Origin of the sequence: Larkinella humicola (genome assembly GCF_008727875.1) — a bacterium.
Taxonomy (GTDB): Bacteria; Bacteroidota; Bacteroidia; order Cytophagales; family Spirosomataceae; genus Larkinella; species Larkinella humicola.
In genome coordinates this window covers 1-23,432 of record NZ_VTWS01000017.1, presented here as the reverse complement: position 1 = coordinate 23,432, position 23,432 = coordinate 1, and the positions used below count along the sequence as shown (strand labels likewise).

Here is a 23,432-nt window from a genome sequence, read left to right as displayed (position 1 = left end):
TCGATGACTAGTGAAAGTTAAGTTTTTTACCCTACTTTTCACTGGCTCACTTTAACGGGATCAGGACAGGATGAGAAAGGTATAAATACTGATCCGAAATCGGTTTCCCTTCTCCTTTGGCTTCGGCCTCGCAGTGCGGTTCCCCGCCGGGACGCACCACTCCGAGTCCAATTCTAATGAAACCAAACGGAACGGTTTGAAGGTCGGAATGGACGTTTAATCGATAGTGTGCTTTAGGTGTAGTGTTGGCAGTTGTTTTTAAAACTATTGCACAAACTCATGCGTGAAGCTGAAAAAGGAACATAGTTTCGTGACGGGGCCGCCCGGCGGATGGCGATCGCACCGGCCCGAGACGGCCCGGCCCAGTAACGTTTTTGTATCATCCTCTAAAAGCAACCAGGGGTTAGTTTGTGTCCAGATAGTACCTGACCAATGGTCTAGTTGAGATTCAACTCGAAACCATCCTGAATCATTACCCGCTCTCGATTAAGTACTTTAGCTTATTATGTCAGGAAGACCCTCCGGCTCGATCACCAGGCGTTTGCCTGAGCCACCATAGAAATAGCAAACCGAAAATCAGGTCTGCACTGCCCAATATGGGGACCTTTACTGGCAATTCGGCCGAAAGCCAGAACCCAACCAGCGTGGCAAAGAAAGCAAGTTTACCGGCTGCGGCTACCCCGATTAAAATTCGGGGTGCATGGCCAGTAAAAGCACAATATGCATAGGCAACACCGAAGATAAAGATGAATTCAGCGATAATCCACAGATAAAGCGGATGGTTTGTCGAAGGCAAGTCCATTATCTGTCGGCCAAAGTGGAAGCTCGGCGTAAAAATAATCGCACCAATCAGATTCAGCCCGGCCGTAATCCATAGACTGATTCGCATCCATTTAGGTAGGCTCATGCTAAGAAAATTTAGCAAATACACGCATGTCAGCTAATTGTATAATCAAACGTTAAGCTACCTAATAAGTCATTTTTAGGGGTACTTTACTCGCAATTGCTCCACTCAAACTAAGGCTATTCCATGAACAGACTACAGAGTCGTGTATAACACTGGAATACTATAACGCAAATGATGATTGGTTACTTTGATGTTATATCTTCTACTGGGTTAATTTATTGATGCATTTTTAAACGAACAAACTGACCCCAGATCAGGCTCTTATTGCATTACAAAAATGGTAGGTTCAGAAAGCTATCCATTGCTGATTAAGCCCGTGCGTCACGGTTTCCAGTAGTGAAGCGCCACACACCCGGATTTGAAAACGATCGTGTCCACCAGTCTTAAATCAATCTTTTCCGGAAGACTGCCGCCCTTGATCAAGGGTCGGCCTTTACCAACCATCGCCGGATGGACAACCAAATGGTATTCATCGATCAAGCCAGCTGCGATCAATTCCGGAAGCAGGCTTACACTGTCTACGGATATTTTTTTACCCGGTTGTTGCTTTAGTTTCAGGAGTTCTTCAGCCGGGTTGCTACGAACAATTCGCGCATTACCCTCCACGTTGTCTAATGACCGTGAAATAACCACTTTATCGATCGCAGTCAGTCTTTCGGCAAATCGAATTTCATCATCGGTGCCGGATTGATTCTTTGCCACATCAGCCCAAAAGGGAAACATGAGCTGATACATGATACGGCCGAAAAAAAGCAGATCAACCTCGGCCAGCATGCTGGTGAAATAATCATGCACCTCTTCATCGGGCTTGAAAATAGTGTGGTCACAATAGCCATCGAGGCTGATATTCATTCCGAATGTTACCGTTCTCATCGTAGTGTTCTTTGGGTTGTAATTCAAAAATAAGCGCTGACATCAACTATTATTCGGGCGATCCCCGCCAAAACAGTTGCAACACCCACCCTTTATAAGGGATCGAAGCATGAAAGGTGGTCGGCATGGTTCGCTCCAGCACCTGCCCGTTGATTCTTATAAGGCTAAAATATCATTCGCAACTATCGTGAGATCATTATTCAATTGGTGACCACCGCTGGCTAGTTCGCGGAAAGTCGCCCAGGGAAGCTTTTTGCGATAAATAGCAAAGTGTGCGAACGGCACCTCTTGATCATCCTGACAGTGGTAAAGAAAAACCGGAATGTCGCTGGGCAGCTGATCCGCAAAATCTTCTTTCAGCTTAAACCCTTTTTTCCACTCTTCCTCCCCGCTCCAAAATGGGGTAGAGAGTAGAAAAATGCCCGTAATCTTCTTCCTGATTTCGTTTTCGGAAACGTATTTCAGAAGCATGGAAGCGCCTAACGAGTGCCCCACCAATATAAGTTCTCCTTCAATCAGCGAAATTGCGTTGTCAATCTGCTTGATTCTGCCTAAATCCGGAATGGACTCATTTGGTAAGAGAGGATAATGCATGCCATAAGCTTCTCCTAAGAGGCCTTGTAGGGTATCAACGAGTTTTTTATCGGCCTCATAGTCTTCTGTACTTCCTCCTCCCTGTATAAATAGCAAATTCTTGTTGATACTGCTCATGGTTGCTTGCTATTTCATTGGTGTCGGTCAAAGGTAAAGCAGACCCGGTTCTATCGCCCGGTGCAATTGCGTCAAAAAGAAGGGGAGTTTGCGACTATCTGTCATTTTTTAAAACGATATTCTGGGTCAGAATAAGCCACTTTTATTGTTCTGATTAATCAGGCTCAGAAAGCTATACTTTTGAGAACGGCCGTAATGCCGCGCAAATGCATTTCCTGGTACTTTTTTAAGAGCGCCCGATCGGTCTGATCGGTTTTACACTGGGCTAAATCAACGGCTTCAAACGGTGCTTCAATATCAAAAGCGGGCGTATTTAATTCTTTGTAACTCCAGGTCGGCATACTGCCCGCCGTACAGAGGTAGTATACTTTCTCCTGAGCCGCATCCCGGTTAGCCATGCCCTGCCAGAGCGTGTTGGCAACGGCATTGCTCCGATCGACAAAGGATTTGCTTTGCAGCCCATCCTTGGAAGCCGCTAAGGTTTGTCCCGCTATGCTGGCCAAACAGTGATACGAAAAGATCACTTCTGGTTTGTGACTTTTCATAAACTGGATGATGGCGACGGTTTCGTTTTCGCTCTCCGCAAAGGCCCCACGGTAGGTATTCGACTGGGGATCATCGGTTGAATACCCGTAGGTTGTCTCCACGTCGCCCCAATTTGCCGGAAAATTTCGATTGATATCCACCAGATTCGCATTCCGGCGAAGGTACCAAGGAATCCCTTTCACCTGCCGCTCCCGCATATCCGGATTCGCCGACGGAATGGCAACCACCGACACTTTTTTCAGCAAGTCAGGGTGGTTTTTCAGGAGGTTTTCCAGCACATAAAGAATAATTTCGGGACCGGCTTCGCCCGCATGGACGGCCCCAACCAGGGCAATGCAGCGCTTGCCCTGACCCACTTTCAGACTAACCAGGGGTCTTTTATTGGTCGTTACCCCAATTTGATTGACCTGAACGAGCGCAGGATAATTCTTATGGAGCTCGCTGACCCGTTTCTGAACCGTTTCGTACGGCCACCAGATTTCCGGGTCCCGCGCCTTCACCGGCAAGGGTCCTTCCGGTACGCCCAGAGCGGAACCAATCCAATAGCAGTAAACCGTGCCCAATTTGATGTCATTGTCTTCATACCGAAACTTGTTATCCAGCGAAGGCTCCATTTTTCCCTGAAAAATCAAGGTTGCTTTTTTGTGGTCAAGCGTTCGGAAATATTCACTGTAATCCGTTCCAAATTTAAAATCCGGGCATTCCATGCGGTAAACCCGTATCTGATCGTAATGATAGCTAAGCTCTTTCTTTTTATAAAACCGCATGGACTTGTACGCGGAGATCACAATTTTATTTGTATCGAAATAAGCCTCGCCTTCCCGCAGCGTCTGGTAATCCGGGGTAGGTTCCTGCGCGACGCGGAGGGATATATCGCCTTTGTTGCCGTTTAGGAAAGTCGGCATCACGAACGAGGATGTCGATAGACCGGCCAACCCGAGAAAGCTCCGTCGATTGAACAATTGCTTGATTGATTTTGCCATAACCCGTTTAACCAAGTAGAGGAATTGAAAAACGTCCGTATTGCTACTCATGACGCACTAGTCCGAAAAGAGACTAAATGAAATGTTCTTACTCTGTTTAGACCAAACGTCGTATAGCATGTATGTTTTTTATAGTTTTTTGGTTCCGGTTACGTAGTCAAAAATATTGACTGGTCTTGGCCTAAATTCCGGACAGTGGCTAATTTGAGGGCCGGACGTTATGACCTTAGCCCAAATCTTGGACAGTCAAAACTGGAGAATCGGGCATGTATTTTCCTTCTTTTTCTCCTGCATTCCGACTTCCTTAGGAGTCAGATTTCCCAGCGAACTGTGTGGCCGAAAGCTATTGTATTCTTGTCGCCAAGCTTCGATTTTTTGCTGAGCATCATCCAAAGATAAGAACCAGTGCGCGTTTAAACATTCGTCCCTGAAAATGCCATTGAAAGATTCAATAAAAGGGTTATCCGTGGGTTTACAGGACGCGAAAAGTCTAACGTTACTTTGTTATCATACGCCCATTTATCTAGGGCCTTTGAAATAAATTCGCTTCCATTATCCACTGCACGGGCGGCCCCGCTGTATCCGGTTCGGCACTGCTAAATTTACAGCTTTTAATTGATTCATTACAGTGACAACATCATCGCCTTTCAGTGACTGTCCGACATGAATTGCCAAGCACTGGCGGCTAAAATTATCCACCGCCCGGGCGGCCCCGTTAAAGCTTTTTTTTGAGCACATCCTGTAGCATTTGCTTGTCCAGACTCAAGTCGGCTACAAGCTGCTTTAATTGGTGGTTTTCTTCCTCTAATTGTCGAAGCCTCCGAAGTTCAGGAACTCCCAGACCAGCGTACTTCTTGCGGTCCGCCGCCGCGGTTCCAATTGTAATACGTGGCGTCACTCACTCCCATCTTCCGACAAACCTCTGACACGGGTACGCCAGTATCAGCCTGACGTAGGGCGAAAACAATCTGCGCTTCGGTGAATTTGACGGTCGGCCGCTGCCGTCTTTTCATAAGCGATTTTTCTATCTGTTTAAGTTATCAAAATCGCCCGATTTTCTCTACTCAATGAGTGTCCACTTTTCAGGGCCAAGGTCACAACGGCTTGTAATCAGTGCTGGTCATTGGACTTTACGTCTGATAACTTAACCGGAGGGCGCAAGTTTCGCACCTTGAATGTAGTCGACGATTACAATGGCACCGGCCACCCGGCGGGAAGCCTTGGGTATCGAAGTGGATTATTCACTGCCAGCCCAGCGAGCTATCCGCTTGTTAGATCAACTGGTTGAGCGGCATGGTAAGCCAGAGCGGCTACGCAGTGATAACGGGCCCGAGTTTATCAGTCAGGACTTGCAAGCTTGGTGTCGAGATAAATCGATTGAGTTGTGTTGGATCGAACCGGGCAAACCAACCCAAAATGCGTATATCGAACGATTCAATGGGACGTTTCGCCGGGAGGTTTTGGATGCTCACATTTTTACGAGTATCCGGCATGTACGCCAAACGGTGGATGCCTGGCTAGTAGAGTACAACAATGAACGGCCCCATCAGGCCTTGCAGTTTATGACGCCGGTTGAATATCGGCAGTCAGCTTAAATTCCAGTCAAAACTGGCTCACCGAACGGGGTAAGGACATACCCTTTCGCCAATACAAAAAAGGCGATACTGATTATAAATGGAGAGTTGATGTTTTTGAAAAGAGAAACGATGAATGGAAGATCATCTCGATGCAGATGACCCTTATCAATCAACAAATTACACCGCATAAATCATCTGATAAATAATGCTATAAGCAAACAAAGGTAGAGTTGTGCAATAGCCACTCTCTTTTCATGAAACCCCTGTCATGTACGTTGTAATTAGATGTCCTTCGGGGCATTTATTTTGCCCATCTTGTTCTACAAAACACGTTTTTTCGTATTGTGGTGAATAGGAACGTATTCTAATTAAACGCTCCTTTAAAAGGACGAAACATCAACCATGTTTCGTGTATATTGTTTTGTCGTCCGAGAGGGCGTTTTAAGAAATGCTAACATAGCTGTCGATAGCTGGACAATATCCACCAGCTTAACTATCGTTTAGATTAGGTACAGTTAGGTCGCAAAACACCCTCAAATAGTCGCGATTGACCTTTAGGAACGTACCTAGCCCTGTTTACTTTTGTGCAAACTGTAAACGATATGAGAAAGCTAGTTTTGTTCGCCCATATTTCCTTAGATGGTTTTGCCGGCGACATTGCCGGCGGCTTGAGGTTCTTGTCCTACAATGAGGAGTTGCAACAATTCGCCGACGAGCTGGTAAAAACCGTAGGCGCTCCTGTCTACGGTAAGAATACGTATCAATTAATGGCAGGTTACTGGCCTACTGTTTTGGACGATCCTAATGCTGACAAACATTCCCTTGACCATGCACGATGGGTGCAACAGATTCCGAAAATCGTTTTTTCAACAACCTTGCCCAGTGCAGATTGGAATAATACGACGCTGATCAAGGACAATCTAGTAGAAGAAGTGAACACGCTTAAACAGCAACCCGGCAAAGATCTGGTGATATTCGGAAGCCCTGGTCTGGCCAAAAGTTTGATGAATCTGGGACTGATTGATGAATATAAATTAACGCTACATCCGGTCATATTAGGAGCAGGTATAAATCTGTTCGACAACAATACACCAATGAGTAAATTGAAATTGCTGGAATCAAAAACGCTTGGGTCAGGAGTAGTGACGTTACATTATTCGGCGCGATAAGTAACTTTTTACTTCTAGATTCCGACAAAATACTTAAAGAAGTGGTCTGATGGTTGTCCTACTAAAAGGCTCCTTTTAGCTTCGAAAGGGATTTGTTTATCATGCCTATTCAAATGGATACCGACGTTTACATTATAACTCTCCTTTTTGTTCAACATTCAAGGTCGGCACCTTGTGAACTGACTTGTTGACCCAAAATAGGCTCCTCATTTATATTAAAGGGTGATAGTGTCAATAAGGTATGAATTATCTGTATTACCCTGAAATACCCTTACACAAAGGATGATGAGTCAAGTTGATTTTATATCGTTTATTGAGTCAATTTCTTAATACATTTTTGAACGAACATACTGACCCCAAAGCAACCTCCTTGCGGTTGACAAAAATGATAAGTCACAAAGCTATTAAATTGCGTATCGGGGCCGGTCCAAGACTCCTTTCCTGTTGACTGTATCTGGTAGAATAAGGTACCACGTCATCACGTTTGAGGCTTTTTTTTTCCACCGAAGGCGAGAACCAGACCCACTACGAGAACCGCTGCACTCAAACCTATAAAGATTTTCTCTACAGATATAGAAGGCTGCACCAAGCTAGGGACTGGAAATTGAGGGCTATAGCGTCCATCCGTGACAGCCAGAATCAGTGCAACCGTCTCGGCGGGCACATCCAGTTGCGGAAAGTGGCCACAGTTCGAAAACCAGTGTAAGTGAGCGTCAGGAAACCGTTTTAGGGCCAGCTTGGATTGACTAGGCGGACAAATTCGGTCCTGACGCCCCCAGCCAATGACCAGGTTGGGAATGGAGCCAACCGGAGCTCCCTGTTGGGGGGAACCATAAGCCAGACTATCTAGCAGTTTAGTAAAGCTGGGGGTGGGTAAAAACGCCCGAAATTCATTGAGCGCTGCCCCGGCTGGGACCGTCCAGGGATGGGCAGAAAATTGAGCGAGCAGCAGCGTTCGGCTAATGGGATTGCCGACAAGGGGCGGTAAAATCGGTTGAATAAGGCGGGATAACTGAGCCGATAGACGAATCGACTGATAAAAATAGGCTACCTGCCAGCCTTGCCAAAATCCACCTGGATCCAACGATACGACAGCCCCGACCACATTGCCCCGCCGGGCTAGTTCGAGTACCAGACGCGCGCCCATCGAATTGCCCACGGCATCGATACCCAAGAGCTGGTGCTGGGTTAAAAAGTCGGTCACCGCATCGGCCAGGGTGGGAATAGATACCTCCCCGTTTAGGGCAGGCGATTGGCCGAAACCGGGGAGGTCCAAGGCAATTACGTCCCGCTGGGAGGCCAACTCATCCAGAATAAGGTCCCAGGTCTTCAGGGAACTACCAAGGCCATGGAGCAGTAACAGCGGTTTGCCAGCACCACGCCGGATATAATTTAGGGTCATATGGGTCAGTAGTTCTATTAAGGTAACGCTGAGTAAACCGATGTACTATGAACGACTGAGCATGCTTTTAGTTTACTGTCTTAGCCCCCTAAATTAAATAAGGCATAAGGGGGCAAGGTTGCGGGCGCAGGCAGCCATGCTACCAGATGCACATGGAGAACCGCATCTTTTCGGTATAGGGTCCTAGTGCTCAGCGAGAACCATCTACAAGTTCTATTGAATCAATTTCTTACTCCTAATTGAACCGGTATGTTGATCCCGGATGAGGCTCTTATTGTGTTGAAAAATGATCAGCTCAGACAGGTATGAATTCCTTCTTTAGCTTTTGCCCTTTTTCCCCGCGGCAGCCACCTTTTCAACAACTTGCTTTTTATACGTGTCAGCTCAGAAATGAGTTATTTAATGCGTTGGTAACCAGCGCAAAATTTAGGCAGATTGATAGTCATAAAATTAGTCCTGTGGATATAAGTACCTGGTTCCTCGGTGCAGCCCCAATATCTAACTAAACTTCGTTTATCAGTTAATTTGCATTACGACCTTTATGACTTTAACTCAAACGCATTAACCAACACCATTCATGACTAAACAGCGAATCTGTTTTACCGGGGGATCAGGGAAAGCCGGCAAGCACGTCATTGCCTACCTCCTTGAGCAAGGCCATACCGTGATGAATGTGGACCTGAGTCCGCTGCATCACCCAGGGGTCACCAATTTGATTGCTGATACCACCGATTCGGGTCAAATGTTTAACGCCCTCAGTGCGTATGCCAGCTTCGATGAGTTGGAGCCAGGTACGGGCATACCCCACTTTGATGCCGTCGTTCATTTTGCCGCCGTGCCCCGCATTTTACTCAAACCCGATAATGAGACATTTCGAGCCAATACCCTGGGTACTTACAATGTGATTGAAGCCGCGGTTAAACTGGGCATTCCAAAAATTATTATTGCTTCTTCGGAGACCACCTATGGCATCTGCTTTTCGGATGGTCAAACCAACCCGAAATTCTTGCCCCTAGAAGAGGACTATGACGTCGATCCAATGGATAGCTACGGCTTATCAAAGGTCGTTAATGAACAAACGGCCCGTAGCTTTCAGCGACGCTCGGGCGTGGATATTTATGCCCTTCGGATCGGTAACGTGATTGAACCCCACGAATACGAAGAGCTGTTCCCCTACTATCTGACTCACCCTGAAGTACGTCGCCGGAACGCTTTTTGTTATATCGATGCGCGGGACCTGGGCCAGATTGTAGACTTATGTTTGCGAAAAGATGGGCTGGGCTATCAAGTGTTCAATGCCGGAAATGACCAAAATGGGGCTATTCTTCCCAGTAGAGAACTGGCGGAACAATTCTTTCCCGGCGTGCCTTTTCATCGCGAATTAGGCGAGTATGAAGCCCTATTTTCCAATCGCAAAATCCGGGAAGTGCTGGGCTTCAGGGAACAACATAACTGGCAGAAGTATGTAAAAAGAAATACATGACCTACCCTCAGCCATTTTATCCATCCAATAGGAAGGCTATTCGTATGACTACACGACCGTAGCTACCTAAAAGGCGGTCCATTGTAGCAATAACAACAGGTTGGTAGACCCGGAGCTTGTCCAGAAGTGTATGAACCTTTACTGGTAAACAGGAGGACAAGCAGCACGCTCGACCACAAAAATCTCCTTTTGAGACGAAATAAGCGGTAATTGTTATCAGCAGAAGTATTAATTGATATCCATTTTCTGAACCGATATCCTGACCCAAAATGATCTCCTTGTTTGCGGTTGGAAATGGTAGACTTAAAAAGTTATGAAATGCTGATCACCGCTTCTCTTCTCCCCTTTCCAATTCTAAAGAAAACATTATAAACTATGTGAACGCCGGAATGGACGTTTGACTTGGCAGTCTGCACTTAAAGTGTCCTGAACACAGTCTGCTAGTTTTCTTTTAGCTGCTCTACCAGTTGTTTAACTTCAGGGTTGTTAGGAGACAGCAACTGCGATTTGGTGATTGTCATAACAGCCTCCTCTTTCCGGATTCCAATAAGGCTTTTCCGTACCTGTAATAAATAAACCAGTTATCGGGTCTCATTTGTGTCAAAAGCCGCAGCGTTTCCAGGCCTGGTCCGGGTTGGTGAGCAGAAATCAGTTGATGGCCCACATAGTCGAGCTCGAACCCATTTAGATAATAATGCAACGTATCTGATTTCAATTGATTGAAGTGGCTGACGGCGTAATCAGTCCCCCGCCGGGTTATGTCTTTGGCATAGATGAAAGCCAGGGATTCTTTTAATACCTGTAAGGGCGCGTGATCCAAAATTCGGAGGGCATTCAATTTCATATTGCTGTGCCCATTGCTCTCGTAATTATCCAGCAGTATCAAGGTCTGATTCCGGATCAGCTAGGCCGCATACTAAAAGTACCGGCCTTACTCCATTTAACTGAACATTGAGTTAAACATGAACTAACTTAGTGGATAATGAAAACAAGGAGACAACATGATCGCACGGGCGCCCCCGGACAAATTTAAGAAAATGGCGCCGAGAGCTCTCAGTGGCCAAGGGATCATTAAGAGCGACCGCTAAAGACAAGGGTATCCCTCCTATTCTGGGTTATCTATCCCCTTTTGAATACAGCAGTAGGAAATTCCAACATGTTGCTTAAACTTTTATCCATAATTTTGTTGCTAGTCCACTATGCCGTATACCTGTTTTTTAATTGGGGGTGGTACCCTTCTCCTTGAATGCATGAGCATCTTGGGCCAGCACGGTTTGCTGGTGAAAGGTGTTATCAGTACAGATCCACAGGTGTGGAAGTATTGCACGGAGTCGGGTCTAAACTGTATTGATGCAACAGCCCCTTTTGTTTCGATTTTAGAAGCGGAGCCCTTCGATTATTTACTTAGTATTTCAAACGGCTATATTCTTTCAAAGGAAATTTTGCAACTTCCCCGGTTGCATACCATAAATTATCATGATGGTCCTCTGCCTGCTTACGCCGGTGTCCATGCCACATTTTGGGCGTTGGTTAATGGCGAAACAACCCACGGGATTACCTGGCACCTGGTCAATGAGGGCATTGATAAGGGGCCCATACTAAAGCAAAGTATAGTCCCCATTGTACCGGATGAAACCTCCATTAGCCTGAACATGAAATGTTACGCAGCGGCCGTCGCTGCGTTTCGCGAACTGGTGGAAGAAATGCGCTTGGGTCCGCTTCCAAGTTTCTCTCAGGACCTGACTCAACGGACCTACTATGGTCTCACAAAAAGACCCCATACTTTCATAGACTGGACCCAATCAGCCAGCCAGGTGATCAACCTGCACCGGGCACTTAATTTTGGTTTTCACCCTAATCCGTTTGGTTATCTCAAAATCAGAATCAATAATGATGTCCTGTTCGTTACAGACCTCAGTGAGGTAAGCGAGTCGGCAGACCACCGGCCTTATACACCGGGAACGGTTGCCTTTCTAAAATCTGACGTGCTGGTGATAACAACGGGCCAGGGCTTGTTGGGCATTCGAGCGTTGACTACACGAGCGGGAAAGGGAATTGCTCTGCCGGAATTTTATTCAATGGGAAGCCTGGCAGCTGGTCAGCAATTGGGTCAGTCCGAAAAATCACTTGAGCTGTACTACCAATGGGAAGATCTTTGTAGTCCCCATCAGGCCTATTGGAATGAGAAAATCAACCGTTTCTCGCCCACATCGATTGGTGTTTCTACGCCTGTACAAATAACCGAAAGCCTTGAAAAAGCCGTTGACTATAGGAAGGCCGATCTGTCATCCGCCGTCGAAATGGCCTTAACGAAATTGGAGGGAACAAACAAAACGGATCAGCTCCTGACTGCGTTTCTGATTGTGGTTGCCCGGCTGAACAATGAGCACGCGATTCACGTAGGATATAGCGGGCCAGTAAGCCGGCAGATAGCCATTGAAACAGCGGATTTATTTGTGGATTGCTTGCCATTCACGATTGATTTTGATCTGGAATCGGATTTTGCAAAAGCGGTGGCGGCAACACAACACGAGCAAGCAATCACTGTAAAGCACCGCTCTTTCGCCCGTGACTGGTTACTGACCCAACCTGCGCTCCAGGCAAAGGCGAAGCTGTTCAATGAATCTACGTCCCCAATTGTGATTTACCAGACGGCCAGGCCGGATGAACAGCCCTTGTATCCAAACGCGTTGACGTTGATTCTTTCCGATTCCGACCCCTGCCAAATCGTTTATAATCCTGCAGTTTGGACCGATGCGCAGGTAGCGGATTTAATTAACCGCTGGGAAGTTGTCCTAGAGAATGTCGTCCATCAACCGGCGCAACCACTAAAAGCCATTTCTTTACTCTCGACTGCCGAACAGCAACGCGTTCTAAAGGACTGGAACGTGGCGAACAGACCTTATCCCTGGGATCAAACGATCGTTGAATTGTTTGAAGCTCAGGTTAAAGAACACCCGTTAAACGAAGCGCTGTACTGCGGAGGTAATTCGATAACCTATGGGGAGTTGAACCAGCGGGCGAATCAACTGGCCAGGTACTTGCAGCAGAAAGGTGTTCAGCTCGAAACGCTCGTGGGAATTTGCCTGGAACGTTCGGTCGAGATGGTGGTTGGTCTATTGGCGGTTCTAAAAGCGGGTGGTGCCTATGTACCACTGGATCCGGCGTATCCGGCTACCCGGCTGGAGGAGCTGCGTCTACAGACTGACGTTCGCTACCTGGTTACTCAACAAAAATGGATGAGCCGACTAGCGACGGCGGGAGTTACGTGCGTGGTGCTGGATCAGCCTCAGCCCCTCTGGACCAGCGAAGCGGACTGCAATCTGGCCCAGCCAGCCAGCATCGACCAGTTGGCGTATGTACTCTTTACGTCGGGCTCTACGGGACACCCTAAAAGTGTGGCCATTCCCCACCGGGGAATTGTTCGGTTGGTCAACGAACCCAATTATGCCCAGTTTGATTCGACGACCGTTATGCTGGGAATGGCTCCGCTGGCGTTTGATGCCTCAACGTTTGAGCTTTGGGCCACGCTCGCAAACGGGGGACGATTAATTTTGATGACAGATCAGCAACCCACCCTCCATGCCATCAAGGACGCTATTCAGAACCACTGCGTAAACACGGTTTTTTTTACAACGGCCCTGTTTAATGTGCTTGTTGATAGTGATGTGTCTGCACTTACGACCCTCTCTCAACTACTAACCGGCGGAGAAGCTGCGTCGGCCCAACACCTTCGGCGGGCCCAGCAACAGCTACCGCTTTGCACGATCAGCAATGTGTATGGCCCCACAGAAAGTACAACCTTTGCCAGTTTTTATTCCCTGCCCCCTGCCCAGGAGGATATACCGAATGTCCCCATTGGCTGGCCATTGACAAACACCCAGTTATACATTGTTGATTCATTCCTGCATGTAGTGCCGGTGGGCATTGCGGGCGAATTAGTAATTGGTGGAGATGGCCTGGCCAGGGAGTATTTATTCCAGCCTGAGCTGACAAAAGAAAAGTTTATTCCCGACCCGTTTAGTCAGAAGCCGGGTCGGCGACTTTACCGAACGGGTGATCTGGCACGATATCGAAATGACGGAGCGATTGAATTTATCGGGCGCCTGGATGATCAGGTTAAGGTTCGCGGTTTCCGGATCGAGCCGGGCGAAATTGAGTACGCACTCCGCCAGCATCCGGCGGTGGGCGAAGCCTTCATTACGTTGACGGATTCGCCATCGGGTCAGCAAGAACTGGCCGCCTACCTTGTTCCCAAACCGGATTGCCAATTGGTAACCGAAGAAGTCCGGCAGTTTTTACAAACCCGCTTGCCCAAGCACCTAATTCCGGCTGCGATTGTGCCGGTGGAAGCCCTGCCGCTGACGGCCAATGGTAAAGTGGCCAAAAACCTGTTGCCACCCGCCATATTTCGAAGCGGAAATGGAGCCCATGAGGAATTGACCGGAACCGAACAGGCGCTGGTGTCTTTGTGGGTTGAGGTGCTTAAAAATGCGGATTTGGGTAGCGAGGACAACTTTTTTGAATTGGGTGGTAATTCGCTGCTCGCTATGCAGTTAGTAGCCCGCATTCATCAGCGGTTTAACCGGCAGCTATCGGTGAAAGATGTGTTCGATTACCCAACCCTTCGCCGGTTAAGTCTCCACCTGGATCAGCTGCCAAAGGATCATTCGACGGCCATCGACGGGCCGAAACCCGCCCATGAGCAGAGACCACCCGAAGGCATACCCTTGTCCTATGCCCAGAACCGGCTGTGGATCATCCACCAGATGCATGAATTGCGGGGCACGTACAATGTACAAATTATACTTAAAATTGAAGGACCGCTAAACGTGCCGGCTTTAGAGAAAAGTCTGGCTGAAATTGTCCGCCGGCATGCTGTTTTACGGACCACCTTTTCGCATTCGAACGGAGTCCCGTTTCAGCAACCGACCACCGACTTTTCGCTGCCTTTTCAGGTGATCGAACTGAATGAAAACGAAGCCAATGCGACAGAAGTCTGGTCACACTGGCTTCAGCAAGAAGCCTACCTGCCTTTCCATCTGGAACAAGGCCCGTTGATTCGGTTTCGGGTGGTACACCGGAATCCGGATTCGTGGATGCTGCTGATGGTGTTTCACCATCTGGTTTATGACGGCTGGTCAACCCGGGTTTTCGCCCATGAACTAAGTCAACTTTACACCTCGTTTGTTCGGAATGGGCCCATTTCCTTACCACCCTTAGCCATTCAGTATGAAGATTATGCAAGAGCGCAGCCAAAGCGGTTGGCACCTTCACGAGTGGAACGGGAACGAACCTATTGGAAAAACCGCCTGACCGGCATCCCAATCCGGGTTGCTTTACCCTTTGATAAACCGGCTCCGGCTATCCAATCGTTTGAGGGTGCCGATTACACCATTCCACTGGCCGATGATCTCTGGCAACAGCTACGGGGAAGTGTTCAGGAACCGGGAACAACGATTTATCTTCGTTTATTAACCGCCTTCTCGGTTTGGCTGGCTCAGGTTACCCAGTCCAGCGATTTGGTCGTCGGAGTTCCCATTGCGGGCCGCAGTCAAGCTAATGTAGTCGACAGCATTGGTTTTTTTGTCAATACCCTGGCGCTGCGCATTGGGCTTTCGACAGACTGGACTTTTCGACAACTTTTGCGGCAAGTGCGGGAATGGTCCCTGGAAGCCTACGACCACCAGGATCTTCCCTTCGAGCAGGTGGTTGAAACGCTGAAGTTACCCCGTACCCTGGCGTACGCCCCTTTGGTGCAGGTCCTGTTTGATTATCAGGAAGATTATTCCAAAGACTGGAAGCTGGATGAACTGGCCATCGATATGCTTTTTCTGGAACAGAAAGTGGCCAAATTTGATCTGCATGTTTCATTCCGGGACACCAAAGCGGCCAGGCTGGTAACGTTTAATTACCGGACGGATTTGTTTTCTGAATCAGCCATTGTGTCCATGGCTGATGGTTTTATAAAGGTTTTAAAGGCGATTGTGGCCGAGCCTGATCAACGACTTGGGATTCTGTTGGGTCAGGGTCCGGAACTACTTAGACCGTCCGCGGTTGATTTACCCGTCCCCGATAACGTGTACCCCCACCCCGGCTCGCTTTCCCATTCGCAGCCATTAGACGGGCCCATGGCCAACCTACTTCAATCCATTTGGAGCTGGTTGCTCGAGATTCCGGTCATTGATTTGGACGATGATTTTTTTGACATCGGTGGCCATTCGCTGCTAGCCTTTCAGATGATTGCGGAACTCCAGCGAAAAACCGGTCTATCGATTCCCGTCGGCAGTGTTTTTGCCAATCCGACGATCCGCAAACTGGCCACGCACCTAGCTTCCGTCCATGCCGATCTGGTTTGGGAGTCGCTGGTTGCGGTAAAACCGCAGGGCAACAAGCCGCCCCTTTTTTTAATGCATCCGGTATCCGGGGATGTGGGCTACGTGTATCAGCTCGCGCTCCAGCTGGCCGACGATCAACCCGTGTACGCCCTGCGTGCCGTTGGACTGGATGGCATTCGTACCCCACTCCTGAGTATTGATGCCATGGCGGCCTATTACGTTGACCTGATTCTCGAAAAACAGCCGGACGGGCCCTACGCCCTGGGCGGTTTTTCGCTCGGAGGAATCATTGCCTACGAAATGGCCCAGCGACTTCAACAGATGGGAAAAGAGGTACGCCTGTTGGCCGTAATTGATAGCTATCCCGTCAAGCCCTCGCGGGATAATGTCAACCAGGTGCCCCTCACCCAACTTCTGCAGTACTATTACGATGTCTGGCGGTCATTACCCAAACGCCCCGGATTACTTTTTCGAATAATTCGAAAAAAAATCCCCTTTCTGGGCGGGTACGTTTTGAGCCGGTTTCGGCAGTCTTTACACGACAAAGTACCTAAAGCTGACGGAGCTGATCCCAAGACGTTGGCGTTGCCGATAGAAAATCCGCTTGTCACCATCAACCAGCAGGCCTATAGCCGGTACACTTTTAAACCCTACAACGGGAAAATTATTTTTTTGCGTGCCGTTGGAAACGATAAGCCCACCGATACCCATAAACAGATTAGCTTTGGCTGGAGCCGGTTAGCGCTGGGGGGCGTAGACGTCCATTCCATTCCCGGGGATCATTATTCGCTTTTTAAAAACGACGAAACGATTTCAAAAATCGCCCGTATTCTGACTTCGTACCTACCCGCCTAACGCCAGGGTTAGTTCAGTCAGGAATCCATTATCATTATTACGTCATGATTCAAAATGTTTCATCCTCTTCCGGTCCACAGGTTGAGTATCCCCGGGAGATTCCAATCCATGAACTGATTGCCCAACAGGCCTTTCAATCTGCGGATAAAATTGCCATCGTTGCCGGTGATCAGGAATTAACGTATCGCGTTGTGAATGAAACCGCCAATCAGTTGAGTCATTACCTGACCCAACAAGGGGTAAAACCGGGGGATGTGGTTGGCGTGGCCCTGGACCGTTCTCCCGAGCTTATTCTGATCCTGTTGGCTATCCTGAAAACCGGTGCGGCTTACCTGCCCATCGACCCAACGTTTCCCCCGCAACGGATTCAATTCATGTTGCGGGATTCGGCCGCTCAATTTCTGGTTACGTTGAAAGCAGATCAGGACAAAACCGATGCGCACGTCAGCGAGCTTTATGTCGAAGATGCCCTCGTGTCCGCTTCCCGGTTTGCCAAAGGGGCACTGGTGGGTACGACATCGGGCGCCGATCTGGCGTATGTGCTGTATACGTCCGGCTCAACGGGACAGCCCAAAGGTGTCTTGGTTGAACATCATAACCTGGTTAACCTGCTTTGGAGTATGGTGACCATGCCTGGTATATCGAAAGAAGACCGTCTGCTGGCGGTGACAACCGTATCGTTTGACATTGCGGCAGTCGAACTGTATTTACCCCTGCTGGTGGGAGCCACACTCGTTATCGCGGATACGCCTTCAACGCGGAATGGCAGTTCGCTGCTGGGTCTCATCCAGCGGCACCACATTTCGATCCTTCAGGCTACGCCAATTACTTTCAGGCTATTGATTACTGCGGGCTGGCAACACCGTTTACCCCTGAAAATTATGTGCTGTGGCGAACCTTTGTCACCGCTGCTGGCTCACCAACTACTCGACCGGTGCGATTCGTTGTGGAACCTTTACGGTCCGACCGAAACCACCATTTATTCGACGGGCAAACAAATTTTACCAACTGACCAACTGATCACCATCGGGCGACCGATTCAAAATACGCGCGTTTATTTATTGAATGAAACGCAGCAAATGGTTCAGGAAAATTGTCCCGGCGAAATATGCATTGCCGGTGATGGGGTCGCCAGGGGGTACCACAACCGACCTGATCTGACTCATGAAAAATTTTTACCCAACCCATTTGCTTCGACCGGACTACTTTACCGGACCGGCGATTTGGGACAATTAACGACTGATGGCGAAATTCAATTTTTGGGGCGAATTGATCAGCAAATTAAAATTAGGGGCTACCGCATCGAGCCCGGTGAAATTGAACATGCCCTGGGCAATCTGAACGGAATTCGGGAAGCCGTGGTCGTTGCCCGGGAAGATCGTTCCGGAACCCCCCGTTTGATCGGCTATCTCATACTGACCACGTCCTTGACGGACCAGGATTTTGCGGTCCAACTTAACCAATGGAAAGCTACATTGAAAAATAGTTTGCCGGCTTATATGATCCCCGCGACGTTTATTCAGGTAGAAAGATTTCCCATTACGCTTAATGGAAAAATAGATCGCAAGTCGCTGGCCGCCGGGCCCAATCTTGTTGGTGATGCCAAATCGGTGGGACATGTAGCTCAATTGGCAGCGCCACAAACCACTTCATCAACCAATCGGTGGCCATCCATTTTCACCTGGCTTAAGCGAATAGCGCTAAAGAAATAGACCAGGTGAATGCATGCGGTCTGAATCTTAACCTTTTTTGCTGGTCGCAAAGGAGACTTGCTTCTATTTTGAAACGCCAATGCACATCCCTAATAATAACAAATTAAATAGTAGGTCCATCGAAGTGGGCTACTTTTTCAACAGTGACCATTTTTTCATTACTATGGTATTTTTTACTGGCAAAAATATGAGTTAGGCTTACTCCGTTGGCATAGATTTTATTACACAGAAATACCCTTACACAAATGACGTCAAGTTGTTTTGATTTTATCTTCTGGGTTATTTTCTAAGTGCTTTTTGAACGAACATACTGACCTCAGCGAAGCCTCTCGTTGGGTAATAAAAAAAAGAAAGGTCCAGAAAGCTATAACTGCTGATCCAGTCCTGCTTCCTTCCTCCCCTTTCCAAAAAGATTCAAAGAACAAAACCCAATGACCTTCACTAACTGTTCAACAGGATCATGTTGAACTCTGTTTGAAGGTATCCTGACAAGATAAATGAACGGGAACTTGTTACGATCAGTTGAAGGTTGTATAATTGTCATCTGATTCTTATTAACCATGAAAACAACCAATTCTTCGTTAGCTCAGCCTACTGCTTCTGCTGCCCGTCGGCCCGTCCGGATCAGACCTGGTGGGCTGGACCTCCAACTTAACCAGCTGGCCAGTCAGTTAGGCGTTACCTTGAAAGAACTGGCACCTATTCTTCAAATATCTGAAAGCACCCTGCATCGGCTGCGTCGGCAAACCACATTGGCCGGCCCTACGAGTGAACGCGTAGATTTATTGAAAGGAATTATTCAGCATGGATTACGGGTCTATGGCGGAAATGAAGATGCCCTTCGGGATTGGTTTCGCTATCCCTTAGGCGAATTAGATGGACGTACCCCCTTGCAAACGTTAACGACGATCGCCGGTCTTTCACAAGTTGATGATGTCTTAGGCCGTATTGAGCACGGCATTTTTTTCTAAGGATTGATTAGTAGTTTTATGTTAGTGTATCGACTCCTACAGGCGGCCTATCGGCATGATCCACTGTCAGGACAAGGGGCGGCTTTATACGGTGGACGCTGGAATCCCAAGGGCTTTTCATTACTCTATACGACCGAGTCTCCCGCCTTGAGTCTGCTGGAGGTGTTAGTCCATATTAATCCAAAACGCATTCCCGAATACTATCTGGTTACCCTTGAGGTACCTGATTCAAAGCGATCCTACCGCCTGGATGAGTTACCCAACGGTTGGCGAGCGACAGGGAGTGACCAGCCCTTACCTTCTCAAACGTTTCTGTTAGATTGGTTACGAGCGCCCGATCGTCTCTTGGTTGAGGTCCCTAGCACAATCATTCCCGTCATGAACAACTACCTCATTAATCCTCGCCATACACTTTACTCTAGCTGTCGGGTGGTCAGCAACGTGCGGTTTGAAATCGATGAGCGTTTGTATGATTCTTCTCGCCGGAGTAATTAAGGGTATTACACTGACATACCCTTACACAAATGATGACAAGTTATTTTGATTTTATATTTTCTACTGGGTTAATTACTTGATGCCTTTTTGAACGAACATACTGACCTCAGAGTAGCCGCTTGTTGGATTACAAAAATGATAGGTTCAGAAAGTTATGAATTACTGATTGAATCGAGCGCCTTTTCTTCTCTTTTCACTCCTTATGGCTAGTGACAAATCCTTTTTAGATTTTGTTTTTAACTACGTGAGGGGCTTAGACAATTGATGCTGATGACTGTATAGTGGGTTTGATGTTAGGCAGAAACGTGGCGGTGGAGCATCGCCCGGCGGGCGTTTGGAGAGAAGGTTTTTTTATTGCTAATTTCCCGACTGTGTTGACTCATGACGACTCTATCCGATGGTTATTTTACAGACGGGTAATTATTCCGGGCAGATCCTGGACCCTAGACAGGCCGATGGGTTGCTCATCGGGCGCACGGTATATCAACCCCAAACCGCTCAGAGTCCCTGGCACTATCACCAAAATGCACACATTAGCTTTTTGTTGCAGGGGCGCTGCCAGGAACAGAAGCAACCCGGCGTTTCGATTCACCGAACTGCGGGTGATATCGTTTTCATGCACGCGGGACAGGCTCACCAGATTACTACCACCGTTTTCCCTAGCCAAAACCTGAATGTCGAAATCAGCAGGGCATTTCTGAGCCGATTCGACCTGCAGGAAAGTACGTGCAATCAGACTTTAGCCACCCATCCCTTTGCGCGTGTTCTGCTGGTCAATCTTTACCGGGAATGGACGCGGCAGGATGCCCTGGATCCGGCCTGCGCTATGTTGCTGCTGGATCTGATCGGATCCTCGCCGGATACCTTTTCCGCACGACAACCCACCTGGATGCGCCTCGCTGAGCAGCGGTTGCGGGATCAGTGGCAGATTCCACCGACGCTGGCCGAGCTGGCTAGCCTAGCCCAGGTGCATCCGGTGACCCTCTCCAAAGGCTTTCATAAATACAAGGGCTGCACGCTGGGAACTTATCTCCGTCGCCTAAAGATCGAGCAGGCCATCGGCTTGATTCACACCGCTAAGAACTCGTTGAGTGAAATCGCCTTTCTCTGTGGGTTTGCCGACCAGAGCCATTTTATTCGCACCTTCCGGGAGTTGACCGGCTTATTACCTTCGGCCTACAAAAAATGGTGAAGGCTGGCTAATTTCATTCTATCGCCTTTGCCGGCTTTTGGCTTTTTTTGCAAAAAAAGCACCATGAAGTCCGTTTACTACCTTCTGCTATTGACCGGCTGGATCAACTCGCTCCAGGCCCAAGACCCGTTGCCGATAGCCGCTACTCAGGCCGCCGTAGAAACCCACCTGTTGCCTACCGTCCAGTTTGCCGACAGCACCTACCAGTTCTTCTCTCTGCGGCAGCGCATGAAAACGTATGGAGTTGCCAGCGTGTCGATTGCTGTCATTGATCAAGGCCGAATTGCCTGGGCCAAGGCCTACGGTCTGGCCGATGTGGCCAGTGTCCGCCCCGCAACGGCCTCTACCCTTTATCAAGCTGCTTCCATTAGCAAATCGATCAACGCCGTGGCCGTCCAACGGCTTGTGAAAGAAGGAAAATTAACGTTGCAGACCGATATCAGAGCCTACCTGAAGAGTTGGAAAATGCCGGAGAATCCCTATTCAACAGGTCGTCGGATTACTCTAAAGCACTTACTGAGTCATACCGCGGGTATGAGCGTGGGGGGATTCAACGGCTATGCCCGTACCGATACGCTTCCGACGCTGGACCAGATCCTGGATGGGCAACGGCCCGCCAATTCCGAAGCCATCCGATCCATTGATTTCCCGGGTGTACGGTTCCGGTATTCCGGGGGCGGGACGGTGATGATCCGCAAAATCATCGAAGATCAAACCGCCAGCGACTACGCCACAGTGGTGAGCCGGACGGTACTCAGGCCACTGGCGATGAACCAAAGTACGTATAGCCAGCGCCTTGGAAACGAATGGACAGATTGGGCGACGGCTTATGTAAATGATCAGCAGGAAGTAGTGGGCAAATACACGCTCAACCCGGAATTGGCGCCGGATGGATTATGGACTACCCCCACAGATTTGGCCAAATTTGTCCTGGCCCTCCAGCAGTCGTTGAGTGGCACGAAGCCGGATTTCCTGAGTCGGGCAGAAATCAATGAACTACTGACTCCGGTAGTGGATTCGAATCAGGTTACTCCAGGCTTCTTTCTGGTCAGGAAGGGGGCCGAGTCCTATTTCCAGCATGCAGGATCGAATGTAGGGTATAAGAGTAATTTTTACGGCTCAATGCATGGCGGACGGGGCGTGGTGGTGATGATCAACGGCGATCAGTACGATATCATCCCAGAGATCATCAACAGCGTGGCATATACTTATCAATGGGAGGGTTTTTACCAGCCGGAGCTACGCAAACTGGCGGTTGTCAGCGAAGCCGTTTTATCTCTATACCCGGGTGAGTATCATCTGGAAAGTCCTTCGATGCAATTCCGGATTGTCAAGCAGCAGGGGCAGTTATACTTGTCCTCGGGAACCGATGCACCGGAGCGCATGTATTTTACTAGTGCCCAACGTTTTTTCCTGTTGTCGAGCAAGCAACTGAATTGGGAGTTCGCGAAGACGGAAGCTGAGGGTGGGTATGAGCTGGTCATTCACCAGGGAAGCGAGCGCTTTAGGGCCAAACGTAAACCAGGAGGTTTCAGGTAGGGTTGCTAACCGATAGTTTGCAACGTCGGTATACTAACCGTGCGAAGTTAGGCATTCTACTAATGGGTGGTGGCACCATTTGACGACTTTTTTATAAGATGCTATTGGTTGCACTAAAGGGATGTGTACGCAATGACCTCGACAAACGCTTGTTTGTAAGATGAAGTCTGGTTACTAATTTACGGTATTGGGCACCCTAGATTAGTATTGTAGAAGGATTTAAAAGCGATTGGTCAAACTGATGTTTGCGTCCATTTTATCAGGTTGCTATTTTTGCAAAACCTAATTTATCAAAAAATAACGGCCATAGCAAGCAGATGGTTTTCCAACAACCCGAAGATTATTGGGGCAAAACCAATCTTTCTGACCCTATATACCCAATGAGCGGTGGTTTGTGAACGAACTTATTGACCCAAGATAAGCCTTATTTTCTTCTTAAGCACTGCTAGGATCATAAAGCTATAAGTTTTGTTTCAATAAGTCAGCTGATGAATTGAAAATGTTACATTGATAAATGACCCGGCAGCCACGTAGCTTCGGATTTTCTCAACGGATGGGATTGTAAATCTGCCACGAAATCAGGAGGTCTTTGACACCGTATTTTCCAGTACTTAGCGCTCTGGCTTCAGGATGTTCGCCAGGAAAGGTGCCGTGCGGCTTGCCTGACACGCGACGATCT

The 23,432-nt window shown here is 48.3% G+C and carries 15 protein-coding genes and 1 pseudogene; 9 read left to right on the top strand and 7 right to left on the bottom strand.

What is annotated here, in order from left to right:
* Positions 1–508 precede the first annotated feature (508 nt).
* The 5 genes and pseudogenes from F0P93_RS31245 to F0P93_RS31225 all read right to left on the bottom strand — a co-directional run bounded on the left by F0P93_RS31245 (position 509) and on the right by F0P93_RS31225 (position 5,033).
* Complete coding sequence (locus tag F0P93_RS31245; protein ID WP_150881730.1) at positions 509–907, bottom strand: hypothetical protein; 399 nt, start codon at positions 905–907, stop codon at positions 509–511.
* 321 nt (positions 908–1,228) lie between these two features.
* Complete coding sequence (locus F0P93_RS31240) at positions 1,229–1,780, bottom strand: dihydrofolate reductase family protein (protein ID WP_150881729.1); 552 nt, start codon at positions 1,778–1,780, stop codon at positions 1,229–1,231.
* Between the two features lie 156 nt (positions 1,781–1,936).
* Positions 1,937–2,491, bottom strand: coding sequence for an alpha/beta hydrolase (locus F0P93_RS31235; RefSeq protein ID WP_150881728.1), 555 nt, complete (start codon positions 2,489–2,491; stop codon positions 1,937–1,939).
* 164 nt (positions 2,492–2,655) lie between these two features.
* Positions 2,656–4,020, bottom strand: coding sequence for a M14 family metallopeptidase (locus F0P93_RS31230; protein ID WP_191908977.1), 1,365 nt, complete (start codon positions 4,018–4,020; stop codon positions 2,656–2,658).
* 246 nt (positions 4,021–4,266) lie between these two features.
* Positions 4,267–5,033: pseudogene (locus F0P93_RS31225) on the bottom strand (integrase core domain-containing protein).
* A gap of 180 nt (positions 5,034–5,213) precedes the next feature.
* Between F0P93_RS31225 and F0P93_RS31220 the strand changes: the two are divergent.
* Together F0P93_RS31220 and F0P93_RS31215 are read left to right on the top strand one after the other, a co-directional pair.
* Entirely contained in the window at positions 5,214–5,615 is a 402-nt protein-coding gene (locus F0P93_RS31220; protein WP_150881726.1) for an integrase core domain-containing protein, read from the top strand.
* Positions 5,616–6,199: 584 nt separating this feature from the next.
* Positions 6,200–6,766 (top strand): dihydrofolate reductase family protein, encoded by a 567-nt coding sequence (locus F0P93_RS31215; protein ID WP_150881725.1) that lies wholly within the window; start codon positions 6,200–6,202, stop codon positions 6,764–6,766.
* Positions 6,767–7,244: 478 nt separating this feature from the next.
* Here F0P93_RS31215 and F0P93_RS31210 read toward each other — a convergent pair whose 3' ends face one another.
* A complete protein-coding gene (locus tag F0P93_RS31210; RefSeq protein WP_150881724.1) occupies positions 7,245–8,168 on the bottom strand; it encodes an alpha/beta fold hydrolase in 924 nt (307 codons plus the stop codon).
* A gap of 577 nt (positions 8,169–8,745) precedes the next feature.
* On the opposite strand from F0P93_RS31210, the gene F0P93_RS31205 reads away from it, so the two are divergent.
* On the top strand, positions 8,746–9,651 hold the full coding sequence (locus F0P93_RS31205) for an NAD-dependent epimerase/dehydratase family protein (RefSeq protein ID WP_150881723.1): 906 nt from the start codon (positions 8,746–8,748) through the stop codon (positions 9,649–9,651).
* Positions 9,652–10,168: 517 nt separating this feature from the next.
* Here the strand turns inward: F0P93_RS31205 and F0P93_RS31200 are convergent.
* Positions 10,169–10,537 carry a hypothetical protein gene (locus tag F0P93_RS31200; RefSeq protein WP_150881722.1) on the bottom strand — a complete coding sequence of 123 codons (369 nt, stop codon included), beginning with the start codon at positions 10,535–10,537 and terminating at the stop codon, positions 10,169–10,171.
* 313 nt (positions 10,538–10,850) lie between these two features.
* Here F0P93_RS31200 and F0P93_RS31195 point away from each other — a divergent pair, with 313 nt between their 5' ends.
* The 6 genes from F0P93_RS31195 to F0P93_RS31170 all read left to right on the top strand — a co-directional run bounded on the left by F0P93_RS31195 (position 10,851) and on the right by F0P93_RS31170 (position 22,753).
* Positions 10,851–16,844 carry a non-ribosomal peptide synthetase gene (locus tag F0P93_RS31195; RefSeq protein WP_150881721.1) on the top strand — a complete coding sequence of 1,998 codons (5,994 nt, stop codon included), beginning with the start codon at positions 10,851–10,853 and terminating at the stop codon, positions 16,842–16,844.
* 44 nt (positions 16,845–16,888) lie between these two features.
* Positions 16,889–18,556, top strand: a complete 1,668-nt coding sequence (locus F0P93_RS31190; protein ID WP_150881720.1) for a non-ribosomal peptide synthetase — start codon at positions 16,889–16,891, stop codon at positions 18,554–18,556.
* 560 nt (positions 18,557–19,116) lie between these two features.
* On the top strand, positions 19,117–19,527 hold the full coding sequence (locus F0P93_RS31185) for an Xre family toxin-antitoxin system antitoxin (RefSeq protein WP_150881719.1): 411 nt from the start codon (positions 19,117–19,119) through the stop codon (positions 19,525–19,527).
* Between the two features lie 18 nt (positions 19,528–19,545).
* On the top strand, positions 19,546–20,022 hold the full coding sequence (locus tag F0P93_RS31180) for an RES family NAD+ phosphorylase (RefSeq protein ID WP_150881718.1): 477 nt from the start codon (positions 19,546–19,548) through the stop codon (positions 20,020–20,022).
* 397 nt (positions 20,023–20,419) lie between these two features.
* Positions 20,420–21,214 (top strand): helix-turn-helix transcriptional regulator, encoded by a 795-nt coding sequence (locus F0P93_RS31175; RefSeq protein WP_150881717.1) that lies wholly within the window; start codon positions 20,420–20,422, stop codon positions 21,212–21,214.
* Between the two features lie 63 nt (positions 21,215–21,277).
* Positions 21,278–22,753 carry a serine hydrolase domain-containing protein gene (locus tag F0P93_RS31170; RefSeq protein ID WP_150881716.1) on the top strand — a complete coding sequence of 492 codons (1,476 nt, stop codon included), beginning with the start codon at positions 21,278–21,280 and terminating at the stop codon, positions 22,751–22,753.
* Positions 22,754–23,432 lie beyond the last annotated feature (679 nt).